We start from the raw sequence: 11,608 nt of genomic DNA, 5'->3' as shown, positions 1-11,608 counted from the left end.
TCCGTGTCGTGGATGGATGGGGCTGGGCCTGGTGCATTGGCTTGCACATTTCAAATACTACGTGGTATCGTAATACCTGAATTTGAATACTGTCAAGTACTGGAATTATCGTGACCGAAAACAACCAGGGCCGGCGCGGCCGGCCCGCCAATGACGCGCTGGGCCAAACGATAGTCGACGCCGCATGCGAACTCTTTGTGGAATTGGGTTTTCAAGCCACGACAATGGACAAGGTCGCCCAGCGGGCGAAGATATCCAAGCTAAGCATCTATCGGCACTTTGAGAATAAAGAAGCGCTGTTCAGCGCGGCCATCGCGGCCCGCTGCCATCAGTTTGCGCCACAGGCCCTCTTTGAAGGCGTCGATGGTTCGGCCGAAGAGCAGCTCATGGCGGTGGGATCATCCCTGCTTCGCACGCTATTGAGCCCGGACGTCAGCGGTGTCGAAGCCATGATCATGGCCGACAAGACGAATCAAAAGTCGTTAAGCAGGCTCCATTACGAAGCCGGACCCGCGCATGTCATTGCGCAAATCGAGACCCTGTTGCGTCAGTTGCACGCGAAGGCCGTTCTGAACGTGCCCGATCCTCTCGGGTCCGCCCGATTGTTTGCCGCGCTTTTCAAAGGATCCGATCTCCTGGCTATCGCACGTTTCGATGAAGCGAGAGCAGAGGACAACAACGAAATCGAATCCTATTGCCGGTCGGCCGTCGCCATGTTCATCGGCGCGCACGGTGGCAACGACCGACGACACGCGACGATGTGATCGCTTTATTCGATCGGATCGAGATCCTGTGGAAGCTTGCCAAGCATTTCTGGCGTCGCTTCGTTGCCAGGAACGGCGCAGATTTGCTCGACGCGTTCAATCCTTGATGAGAGGTTGCGGCAGCAAGTTCACGATAAATTTTGCCTGATGAGTTAGCTGATATATAATCCGTATACGTTCTATATATGGAGTATATGATGGGCATCGTTAACATCGAAGACGAGCTGCACGACCAGATTCGCAAGGCGAGCACCGTATCGTGCCGATCCATCAACGCGCAGGCCGCGTTCTGGGTCCGCATCGGCATGCTGTGCGAACTGCATCCGACCCAGAGCTTCAACGAGATCATGGCGCGCGAACTGCGGGCGGCGGGCGTCGTCCCGCAAGCCATCAAGGTGGCGTCATGACGAAGCGGCCGGAAGAAATCGCGCTGATGGCGGCAGCGGGCAAGCTGCTGGCGGAGGTGTTCGGCCACCTCGACCGCCTGGACCTGATCGGCATGACGACCATGCAGGTGAACGACGTGGTCGACGACTTCATCGTGCACACGCTGGACGCGCGCCCCGCCAGCAAGGGGCAGTACGGCTTCGCCTACGCCATGAACACGTCGCGCAACGACGTCGTGTGCCACGGCGTGCCGTCGGCGGCGGAGGTCCTGCGCAGCGGCGACATCGTCAATTTCGACATCACGCTCGAAAAAGACGGCTACATCGCCGACTCCAGCAAGACCTATCTCGTGGGCGACGTGGCGGCGGAGGCACGGCGGCTCGTGCAGGTGACGTACGAGGCGATGTGGAAGGGCATCCGCGCGGTCCGTCCCGGCGCGCGGCTGGGCGACGTGGGGCATGCGATCGAACGGCATGCGCGGCGCCACGGGTATGCCGTCGTGCGCGAATACTGCGGGCACGGGATCGGGCGCGAGATGCACGAACCGCCGCAGGTGCTGCACTGGGGCCGTCCGCGCACGGGCCTCATGCTGCGCGAAGGGATGGTGTTCACCATCGAGCCGATGCTCAACGCGGGCCGGAACGCCGTGCGCACCGAGGACGACGGCTGGACGGTGGTGACGTGCGACGGGGCGTTGTCGGCGCAGTTCGAGCACACGGTGGCCGTCACGGGCAGCGGCGTGCGCGTGCTGACCTTGCGGGCCGGCGAAAAGATGCCGAACTAATACGTTTCCGTGGGTCAATTAATACGTCACAACTTGATTTGTGGAATCTGACGTTTCCCGGTGTTACTATTTGGGGCTACGTTTGGAGGAAGCATGGTTGTACGCCGGTTATTGTTGGGCCTGCTGCTCGTCTGCCAGGCGGCCGTGGCCCAGCCCGGCGATCCGCATGCGGACTTCACCCGCGAACTGACCGCGATCCGGGAAGAGGCCTACGTCACGCCGCGGGCGGCGCTGCGCCGGCTCGACGTCCTGAGGCAGGGCCACACGGGCCGCGAACTGGGCCAGGTGCTGGTCGTGACGAGCGGCGCCTATTGGTGGCTCAAGGACATGAACCGGGCCGTCGACGCCGCCCTCGGCGCGGAACGCCTCGGCCGCGAACTGCATGACGACGACCTGCTGGCCCAGGCGATGCTGCACCATGCGTATGCGCTGTCCAAGTATGTGCACGACCAGGAAGCGGCCCGCCGCCTGGTCCAGGGCGCCGCGCGGCTCGCGGACGACACGGCCGACCCCTATCTGAAAACCGAGGCGCTCGTCACGCAGGGCATGCTGGCCGAAGAGGATGGCGACACGCCCGGCGGCATCGAACTCGTGACCCGCGCGGTGGACGTCGCCCGGGCCGGCAACGATCCGGACGCGTTGCAGATGGCGTTGCGCGAACAGGCGCGCCTGCTGGCCGGCGTCGGCAAATTCACCGAGGCGCTGGCGCGCACCGACGAGATGATCGCCGCCGCGCGCGCGCGCGGCATTCCCGGCCAGCTCGCGCACGCGCGCCTGGCCGAGTACGCGACGGCCGCGCGCGCGGGCAATCCGAAGCGGGCGGAAAGCGCGCTGCGGGCCGCGGTCGACCTGCTCGAGAAGCTCGATGCGCAGGAGCGGCTCGCGGTGCCGCTGGCGAACCTCTCCGAACTCTACATGCAGGGCCGGCGCTACGGCGAAGCGGAGCGGGCGGCCACGAAGGCGCTGCGCATCTCGCGCGCGGTCGGCGACGACTACGGCATCCGCCTCGCCACGTTCGAACTCGGGCTCACGCAGATCTATTTCCGCAACATCGCCGAAGGCAGGGCCATGGCGGACAAGGCGCTCGAGGCCCTGAAGAACGACGACCAGTACGTCCGCATGCTGCTCAATTACGGCCATGCGCTGGGCCAGGTCGGCTTCGGCGAGGCGGCCCTGACGATCTACGAGAAGGCCGGTTCCGTGTCCCTCGCCGCGTGGCGCAAGGAAAAGGAGCTGTCGTACGAGGCGCTGCAGCGCGCGCGCGACAACCAGAAGAAGCAGTCGGAGCTCGCCGCGCTCCACCACGAGAGCGTATTGAAAGCCGCGGAATTGAAGGGCGCGCGGCGCCAGCGCAGCCTGTGGGTGGCCCTCAGCGCCACGACGTGCGTCGCCGTCGTCCTGATCGCCTTCCTGTACGGGCGCGTGGCCAAGGCCAACAAGGCGCTGAAGCAGAAGAACGAGCAGCTGTTCATGCAGAGCACGCGCGATTCGCTGACGGGGCTCTTCAACCGCCACTATTTTTACGAGCAGGTCGTGCCGCGCCATCACCGCCAGGCCGGCGCCGCATCGGACCGGCGCGCCGGTGGCGAGGGCCGCACGGGCGGCGTGTTCCTGCTGATGGACATCGACCGCTTCAAGTCGATCAACGACACGCTGGGCCATGGCGCGGGCGACGTCGTGCTGAAGAACGTCGCGGCGCGGCTGGCCGCCACCTTGCGCGAACAGGATGTGCTGATCCGCTGGGGCGGCGAGGAATTCCTGGCCTACCTGCCCGGCATCGGCACGGAGGAGGCGCGCCAGGTCTGCGCCCGCGTTCTGGCGGCCGTGGGCGGCACGCCGATCGCGCTCGACGACCGCGAACTCACGGCGACGATCTCGATCGGCTTCTGCCCGAAAGCCCTGCATCCGGACGCCCACGATCCGGACTGGGAACAACTGGTGCACCTGGCCGACCTGTGCCTGTACGCAGCCAAGACGGGCGGCCGCAACCAGGCGGTCGGCATCCTCGACGCCGGCGTGCTGGCGCCGCACGTGATCGCCGCGGCCGATGCGGACCTGAAGCGCTCGGCCGCCGATGGCCACCTCGCGCTGCTGACCGTCAGGGGACCGGCCGCCGTGCCGGCCCGGGCGGCCGCCTGACCATCGTCATCCCACGCCGAGCTGCCGTTCCCAATACCCGGGCGTGTTGTACACCGCCTTGAGGTGATCGATGAAATGCCGGATCTTCGCCGGCAGGTAGCGCTGCTGCGGGAACACGGCCTGGATCGGGTAATTGCCGACCGCGTACTCGTCCAGCACCGTCACCAGTTCGCCCCGTTTCAGCTCGGCCTGGATCTCCCACGTGGAGCGCCAGCCGATGCCCAGTCCCTGCTTGACCCAGTCGAACAGCAGCTCGCCGTCGTTGCAGGCGAGGTCGCCGTCCACGCGCACGGCGAACAGCCTGCCGTCGCGCCGGAACGTCCAGCCGCGCTGCTGGCCGCCCTGCAGGTTGAAGGCCAGGCAGTTGTGCTGCGCGAGGTCTTCCGGCGTGCGCGGCACGCCGTTGCGCTCGAAGTAGTCGGGCGTGCCGCAGACCACGCGCCGGTTCGGGAACAGCGGGATCGCGACGTAGTTCGGGTCCGTGACTTCGCCGATGCGGATCGCCATGTCGTAGCCTTCCCGCACCAGGTCGACGACGCTGTCCGTGAAGTTGAACGACATCTTGAGTTCCGTGTGGATGGCGCGAAAAGGCGGTGCCTGCGGCGCCACATGCTTGCGCCCGAACGCCGCCGGGGCCGACACGACGAGGTGGCCGCGCACCGTGCTGCGGCCCGCGCTGATGCTGTTTTCCGTGATGTCGAAATCGCGCAGCAGCTGGCGGCATGGTTCGATGAACTGTTCGCCCAGCGCCGTGAGCGTGAGGCCGCGTGTCGAGCGGTGCATGAGGCGCACGCCGAGGCGCTGTTCGAGGGCGTCCAGGCGCCGGCCCATGACGACGGGCGTCACGCCTTCCGCGAGGGCCGCGCCGGCGAAACTCCCTTTTTCCGTGATGAGGACAAAACTCCGTATTTCGGTGTAGCGATCCATGCTGTCTTTCTCATTCAATACTTAAAGTATCGACAGTGCCGATAATAGCAGCAATTCATCTTGTGCTGGGTAATCGATATGCTGGGTCGTCAGTCAAAACCAACCAATGAAACGGAGGAGAACATGGCCCGAATGAGAGCGATCGACGCCGCAGCGGAAGTGCTGCGCAAGGAAGGTGTGAGCACGGTGTTCGGCGTGCCCGGCGCCGCGATCAACCCGTTTTACTCGGCAATGAAGAAAAACGGCGGCTTCGAGCACGTGCTCGCCCGCCACGTGGAAGGCGCCTCGCACATGGCCGAGGGCTACACCCGCGCCAAGGCCGGCAACATCGGCGTCTGCATCGGCACCTCGGGTCCGGCCGGCACCGACATGATCACGGGCCTGTACTCCGCCCTGGCCGATTCGATACCTATCCTATGCATCACGGGCCAGGCACCGCGTGCCCGCCTGTACAAGGAAGACTTCCAGGCCGTCGACATCGAGTCGATCGCCAAGCCGGTCACCAAGTGGGCCGTCACCGTGCGCGAGCCGGACCTCGTCCCGCGCGTGTTCCAGCAAGCTTTCCACATCATGCGTTCCGGCCGCCCCGGCCCGGTGCTGATCGACCTGCCGTTCGACGTGCAGGTGGCCGAGATCGAATTCGACATCGAGACCTATGAGCCGCTGCCGGTCTACAAGCCCGCGGCGACCCGCGCCCAGGCCGAGAAGGCCCTGGCCATGCTGAACGCGGCCGAGCGTCCGCTGATCGTCTGCGGCGGCGGCGTGTACAACGCGGATGCCGCGGCCCGCCTGCAGGAATTCGCCGAGATCGTCGGCGTGCCCGTGATCCCGACCCTGATGGGCTGGGGCGCGATTCCCGACGACCACCCGCTGATGGCCGGCATGGTCGGCCTGCAGACGTCGCACCGCTACGGCAACGCGACGATGCTGGAATCCGACTTCGTCATCGGCATCGGCAACCGCTGGGCGAACCGCCACACCGGCTCCGTCGACGTGTACAAGAAGGGCCGCAAGTTCGTCCACATCGACATCGAACCCACGCAGATCGGCCGCGTGTTCGGCCCGGACTACGGCATCGTCTCCGACGCCGGCGCCGCGCTGGACCTGATGATCGACGTCGCCCGCGGCATGAAATCCATCGGCGGCCTGCCGGACCGCAGCGCCTGGGCCGCGCAATGCCAGGAACGCAAGCGCACCATGCTGCGCAAGACGCACTTCGAGAACGCGCCGATCAAGCCGCAGCGCGTGTACGAAGAAATGAACCGCGCGTTCGGCAAGGACACGACGTACGTCAGCACGATCGGCCTGTCGCAGATCGCCGCCGCGCAGTTCCTGCACGTGTACAAGCCGCGCAACTGGATCAACTGCGGCCAGGCCGGCCCGCTGGGCTGGACCGTGCCCGCCGCGCTGGGCGTCGTCGCTTCGGGCGCCAAGACCGACGTCGTCGCGATCTCGGGCGACTACGACTTCCAGTTCATGATCGAGGAACTGGCCGTCGGCGCGCAATTCAAGCTGCCGTACCTGCACGTCGTCGTGAACAACGCGTACCTCGGCCTGATCCGCCAGTCGCAGCGCGGCTTCGACATGGATTACTGCGTCCAGCTGGCGTTCGAGAACATCAACGCGCCGGACCTCGGTGCCTACGGCGTCGACCACGTGGCGGTCGCCGAAGGCCTCGGCTGCAAGGCGATCCGGGTGCGCAACGTCGACGACATCCAGCCGGCGTTCGCCGAAGCGAAGGCCCTGATGGCCCGGCACCGCGTGCCGGTGATCGTCGAGATCATCCTGGAGCGCGTGACCAACATCTCGATGGGCACGGAGATCGACGCCGTCAACGAGTTCGAGGCGCTGGCCGAACAACCGGGCGACGCACCGACCGCCATCCGCGCCTGAACGCGGCCGGCACTGAAAGAGTAGGAGACAAACATGCCAAGATTTGCAGCCAACCTGACGATGCTGTTCAACGAACTGCCGTTCCTCGACCGCTTCGAGGCCGCGCACGACGCGGGATTCAAGGGCGTCGAGTATCTGTTCCCGTACGGCTTCGAGAAGGAAGCGCTGGCGGAACGCCTGCAGCAGTTCGGCCTGACGCAGGTCCTGCACAACCTGCCGGCCGGCGACTGGGACAAGGGTGAGCGCGGCATCGCCGTGCTGCCCGGCCGCGAGGCCGAGTTCCGCGAGGGCGTGGCCCGCGCCATCGAGTACGCCAAGGCGCTCAACTGCCGCCAGGTGAACTGCCTGGTCGGCATCGCCCCGGCGGGTGTCGATGCGGGCACCTTGCGCCGCACCGTCATCGAGAACCTGCGCTACGCGGCGACGCAACTGAAGCAGGCCGGCATCCGCCTGCTGATCGAGCCGATCAACACGTACGACATCCCGGGCTTCTACCTGAACACGACGCAGCAGGCGCTGGACCTGATCGAGTCGGTCGGCGCGGACAACCTGTTCGTCCAGTACGACGTCTACCACGCCCAGCGCACGGAAGGCGAACTGGCGAAGACGGTCGAACGCCACCTGGCCAAAATCGCGCACATCCAGGTCGCCGACAACCCGGGCCGCAACGAGCCGGGCACGGGCGAGATCAACTACCCGTGGCTGTTCAAGCACCTGGACCGCATCGGCTACGACGGCTGGATCGGCTGCGAATACAAGCCGGCCGCCGACACCCGCGCGGGCCTGGACTGGATCGCCAGGCTGGCCGCGCAGTAAGCCCTGTCACTAAAAAACTGAAGGAGAATCATCATGGCAAACATCGGATTCATCGGCCTGGGCATCATGGGTGCCCCGATGGCGGGTCACCTCATCAACGACGGCCACACGCTGTTCACGAACACCGTCGGCCCGACCCCGTCGGCCCTCGTCGAAGCGGGCGCCCGCGTGTGCCTGAACGGCGCCGAAGTGGCATCGCAGTCGGACATCATCTTCATCATGGTCCCGGACACCCCGCAGGTGGACGAGGTCCTGTTCGGCAAGGACGGCGTCGCCTCAAGCCTGAAGGCCGGCAAGATCGTCGTCGACATGAGCTCGATCTCCCCGGTCGCCACCAAGGACTTCGCCAAACGCGTCAATGCGCTGGGCTGCGAATACCTGGACGCGCCGGTGTCGGGCGGCGAAGTGGGCGCCAAGGCCGCGAGCCTGACCATCATGGTTGGCGGCAGCGAGGCGGCCTTCGCGAAAGTGAAGCCCCTGTTCGACAAGATGGGCAAGAACATCACCCTCGTCGGCGGCAACGGCGACGGCCAGATCACCAAGGTCGCCAACCAGATCATCGTCGCGCTGACCATCGAAGCGGTGGGCGAGGCGCTGCTGCTGGCCGCCAAGGCCGGCGCCGATCCGGCCCGCGTGCGCGAAGCGCTGATGGGCGGTTTCGCCAACTCGCGCATCCTCGAAGTGCACGGCGAACGGATGGTCAAGCGTACGTTCGCGCCGGGCTTCCGCATCGACCTGCACCGCAAGGACCTGAACCTGGCGCTGACCACCGGCCGCCAGCTCGGCGTGCCGCTGCCGAACACCGCCACCGCGCAGGAACTGTTCAACACCTGCGCCGCGCACGACGGCGGCAGCTGGGACCACTCGGCCATGGTGCGCGCGCTCGAGATCATGGCGAACTTCGAGATCGGCCAGAAGCAGTAACGCCAACACAACGCCAACGTGCGCGTGGGCTCGGGGAGCCCACCCTACGGACGTGACAAACCGTAGGGTGGGCACCCCGTGCCCACCAGGCGAAAGCCGCCCATCTCGAGGCTGCACCGGGAACCACATGGAGACTTTGATGACTACGATGAATCCGCGCGAACTGCTCGCCAGCATGTTCACCGCCGCCGTGGATGCGGCCCAGCCTTCGCTGTGCATTCCGCGCAACCTGCCGGCGCCGCCCAGGGGCCGCACGGTCGTGATCGGCGCCGGCAAGGCGTCGGCCGCGATGGCCCAGGCGCTGGAGCGGAGCTGGCCCGGGCCGCTGTCGGGCCTCGTCGTCACGCGCTACGGCTATGCCGTGCCGTGCGAGCGCATCGAGATCGTCGAAGCCGCCCACCCGGTGCCGGACGCCGCCGGCCGCGAAGCCGCCCAGCGCATGCTGCGCACGGTGCGCGGCCTGTCGGCGGACGACCTCGTGCTCTGCCTGATCTCCGGCGGCGGCTCGTCGCTGCTGCCGCTGCCGGGCGAGGGCGTCACGCTGGAAGACAAGCAGGCGATCAACCGCGCGCTGCTCGCGTCCGGCGCCAGCATCACCGAAATGAACTGCGTGCGCCGGCACCTGTCGGCCATCAAGGGCGGCCGGCTGGCCGCGGCCTGCCACCCGGCGCGCGTGGTCAACCTCCTGATTTCCGATGTCCCGGGCGACAACCCGATGGACATCGCGTCCGGCCCCACCGTGGCCGACCCGACCACCTGCGCGGACGCGCTGGAAGTCGTGCGCCGCTACGGCATCGACTTGCCCGAGGGCGCGCGCCGCCTGCTGGAATCCGGCGCAGGCGAGACGGTCAAGCCGGGTGCGCGCCGCCTGGAATACGTCGAAACGCATATCGTCGCCTCGCCGCAGATGGCGCTGGAAGCGGCGGCGGAAGTCGCCCGCAAGGCCGGCGTCACGCCGCTGATCCTCGGCGACAGCATCGAAGGCGAAGCGCGCGACGTGGCCAAGGTCATGGCCGGCATCGCCCTGCAGGCCAAACGCCACGGCCAGCCGGTGGCGGGACCGTGCGTGCTGCTGTCCGGCGGCGAGACGACCGTCACCATCCGCGGCGACGGCCGCGGCGGGCGCAACGTCGAATTCCTGCTGGCGCTCGCCGTCGCGCTGGACGGTGCTGCCGGCATCCACGCGCTGGCGGGGGACACCGACGGCGTCGACGGCGCCGAGGAAATCGCCGGCGCGTTCGTCACGCCCGACACGCTGGCTCGCGGCTGGGAGCGCGGCATGCCGCCGCGCGCGAGCCTCGAGAACAACGATGCGCACACGTTCTTCCGTGCGCTGGGCGATTCCCTCATCACGGGTCCCACGCTGACGAACGTGAACGATTTCCGCGCGATCTACGTGGCCTAGACCACGTTCGCGCACCCGAGACTTCCCTTTAGCGGGTACGCCGCGGCGGCGGCGTACCCGTTTTTTTTATTCCAAGACTAGGACTGATCCCATGCTACGCCAACGCCGCGCCCGCATCCTGGCCACCCTCGGCCCCTCCAGTTCCACCCCCGACCAAATCTACGCGCTGGCATTGGCCGGCGCCGACGTCTTCCGCCTCAACTTCAGCCACGGCAGCCACGACGACCACGCCGCGCGCTTCAACACGATCCGCGCCGTCGAGCGCGACATCGGCCGGCCGATCGGCATCCTGATGGACCTGCAGGGACCCAAGCTGCGCGTCGGCCGCATGGCCGGCGGCAAGGCGATGCTGGAGACGGGCAGCCGCTTCCGCCTCGACCTCGACACCGCCGAGGGCACGGCGGCCCGCGCCGGCATGCCGCACCCGGAAATCTTCGCCGCGCTGCGCCCCGGCACCGACCTGCTGCTGGACGACGGCAAGCTGCGCCTGTGCGTGGACGCCTGCGGCCCGGACTTCGCCGAGACGACCGTGATGGCCGGCGGCGCGCTGTCCGACCGCAAGGGCGTCAACGTGCCGGGCGTCGTGCTGCCGATCTCGCCGTTGACACACAAGGACCGCGCCGACCTGGCGTTCGGCCTGGCGCTGGGCGTGGACTGGGTCGCGCTGTCGTTCGTGCAGCGCCCCGAAGACATCGTCGAGGCGCGCGCCCTGATCGGCGACCGCGCGTGGATCATGGCCAAGCTGGAAAAGCCGGCGGCGATCGATGCGCTGGACGGTATCGTCGCGCTGGCCGACGGCATCATGGTGGCGCGCGGCGACCTGGGCGTGGAACTCCCGCCGCAACAGGTGCCCGTGCTGCAGCGCCGGATCGTGCATGCCGCGCGCGCCGCCGGCCGTCCCGTCGTCGTCGCCACGCAGATGCTGGAATCGATGACGTCCGCGCCGGTGCCGACGCGCGCCGAAGTGTCCGACGTCGCCACCGCGATCTACGAGGGCGCCGACGCCGTCATGCTGTCGGCCGAATCGGCGTCGGGCCAGTATCCGGTGCAATCGGTCACCGTGATGGACAATGTGATCCGCGAAGTGGAGCAGGACCCGCGCTGGCGCGACGGCCTGGACGCGAGCCACAAGCCGGCCGACAGGACGACGGCCGACGCCATCTGCTGCGCGCTGCGCCGCGTGACCAACCTGCTGGCGCCCGCCGCGACGGTCACGTACACGGCCAGCGGCGCGACGTGCCTGCGCGCGAGCCGCGAGCGGCCGTCCGCGACTATCCTCGCGCTGACGCCGCGCGCCGAGATCGCACGCCGCCTGGCGCTCGTGTGGGGCGTGCATCCGGTGCCGTTCCAGGAAGCGGAGGGGTTCGAGCGCATGGTGGCGGACGGCGTGGCGGCCGCGCAGCAGCACGGCCTGGCCGACGTGGGCGACGACGTCGTGGTGGTGGCGGGCTTCCCGTCCGGCCGTCCGGGCCGCACGAACCTGCTGCACGTCGTGCGCGTGGGCGAGGAACCCGGCATGTGACATTCCGCGCATCTTCCCGCGTGGCGTGTCTGGTAACGTAGCATTCC

10 protein-coding genes are annotated in these 11,608 nt (G+C 67.4%); 9 read left to right on the top strand and 1 reads right to left on the bottom strand.

Going from position 1 to position 11,608, the window contains the following annotated elements; genetic code table 11:
- The first annotated feature begins 110 nt into the window (after positions 1–110).
- The 4 genes from ASC93_RS08455 to ASC93_RS08440 all read left to right on the top strand — a co-directional run bounded on the left by ASC93_RS08455 (position 111) and on the right by ASC93_RS08440 (position 4,074).
- Positions 111–764, top strand: coding sequence for a TetR/AcrR family transcriptional regulator (locus ASC93_RS08455; protein WP_056440034.1), 654 nt, complete (start codon positions 111–113; stop codon positions 762–764).
- A 197-nt stretch (positions 765–961) separates the two neighbouring features.
- Entirely contained in the window at positions 962–1,171 is a 210-nt protein-coding gene (locus tag ASC93_RS08450; RefSeq protein WP_056440032.1) for a ParD-like family protein, read from the top strand.
- A complete protein-coding gene (gene map, locus ASC93_RS08445; protein ID WP_056440030.1) occupies positions 1,168–1,935 on the top strand; it encodes a type I methionyl aminopeptidase in 768 nt (255 codons plus the stop codon). Before ASC93_RS08450 ends, map begins: the two co-directional genes overlap by 4 nt.
- Before the next feature lie 93 nt (positions 1,936–2,028).
- Positions 2,029–4,074: a diguanylate cyclase gene (locus ASC93_RS08440; protein WP_082547863.1), complete on the top strand. Its 2,046-nt coding sequence runs from the start codon at positions 2,029–2,031 to the stop codon at positions 4,072–4,074.
- 6 nt (positions 4,075–4,080) lie between these two features.
- On the opposite strand, the gene ASC93_RS08435 is transcribed toward ASC93_RS08440, so the two are convergent.
- Positions 4,081–5,001: a LysR family transcriptional regulator gene (locus tag ASC93_RS08435; protein WP_056440026.1), complete on the bottom strand. Its 921-nt coding sequence runs from the start codon at positions 4,999–5,001 to the stop codon at positions 4,081–4,083.
- Positions 5,002–5,124: 123 nt separating this feature from the next.
- Between ASC93_RS08435 and gcl the strand changes: the two genes are divergently transcribed.
- The 5 genes from gcl to pyk all read left to right on the top strand — a co-directional run bounded on the left by gcl (position 5,125) and on the right by pyk (position 11,561).
- Complete coding sequence (gene gcl, locus ASC93_RS08430; protein WP_056440024.1) at positions 5,125–6,894, top strand: glyoxylate carboligase; 1,770 nt, start codon at positions 5,125–5,127, stop codon at positions 6,892–6,894.
- Positions 6,895–6,927: 33 nt separating this feature from the next.
- Positions 6,928–7,710, top strand: coding sequence for a hydroxypyruvate isomerase (gene hyi / locus ASC93_RS08425; protein WP_056440022.1), 783 nt, complete (start codon positions 6,928–6,930; stop codon positions 7,708–7,710).
- A gap of 33 nt (positions 7,711–7,743) precedes the next feature.
- Positions 7,744–8,634, top strand: coding sequence for a 2-hydroxy-3-oxopropionate reductase (locus ASC93_RS08420; RefSeq protein ID WP_056440020.1), 891 nt, complete (start codon positions 7,744–7,746; stop codon positions 8,632–8,634).
- Positions 8,635–8,773: 139 nt separating this feature from the next.
- Entirely contained in the window at positions 8,774–10,039 is a 1,266-nt protein-coding gene (locus ASC93_RS08415; RefSeq protein ID WP_056440018.1) for a glycerate kinase, read from the top strand.
- Positions 10,040–10,130: 91 nt separating this feature from the next.
- Positions 10,131–11,561 (top strand): pyruvate kinase, encoded by a 1,431-nt coding sequence (pyk, locus tag ASC93_RS08410; protein ID WP_056440016.1) that lies wholly within the window; start codon positions 10,131–10,133, stop codon positions 11,559–11,561.
- Positions 11,562–11,608: the final 47 nt, after the last annotated feature.

This window comes from Massilia sp. Root335 (assembly GCF_001425685.1).
GTDB lineage: Bacteria > Pseudomonadota > Gammaproteobacteria > Burkholderiales > Burkholderiaceae_D > Telluria > Telluria luteola.
The sequence above is the reverse complement of the archived record's forward strand: the minus strand, read 5'-3'. Positions and strand labels throughout refer to the sequence as shown.

Bases quoted from the DNA above. Each gene is read 5' to 3' on its own strand.
- ASC93_RS08435 (WP_056440026.1), bottom strand. From the start codon at position 5,001: ATGGATCGCTACACCGAAATACGGAGTTTTGTCCTCATCACGGAAAAA.
- map (WP_056440030.1), top strand. From the start codon at position 1,168: ATGACGAAGCGGCCGGAAGAAATCGCGCTGATGGCGGCAGCGGGCAAG.
- gcl (WP_056440024.1), top strand. From the start codon at position 5,125: ATGGCCCGAATGAGAGCGATCGACGCCGCAGCGGAAGTGCTGCGCAAG.
- ASC93_RS08450 (WP_056440032.1), top strand. From the start codon at position 962: ATGGGCATCGTTAACATCGAAGACGAGCTGCACGACCAGATTCGCAAG.
- ASC93_RS08420 (WP_056440020.1), top strand. From the start codon at position 7,744: ATGGCAAACATCGGATTCATCGGCCTGGGCATCATGGGTGCCCCGATG.
- ASC93_RS08415 (WP_056440018.1), top strand. From the start codon at position 8,774: ATGACTACGATGAATCCGCGCGAACTGCTCGCCAGCATGTTCACCGCC.
- ASC93_RS08440 (WP_082547863.1), top strand. From the start codon at position 2,029: ATGGTTGTACGCCGGTTATTGTTGGGCCTGCTGCTCGTCTGCCAGGCG.
- hyi (WP_056440022.1), top strand. From the start codon at position 6,928: ATGCCAAGATTTGCAGCCAACCTGACGATGCTGTTCAACGAACTGCCG.
- pyk (WP_056440016.1), top strand. From the start codon at position 10,131: ATGCTACGCCAACGCCGCGCCCGCATCCTGGCCACCCTCGGCCCCTCC.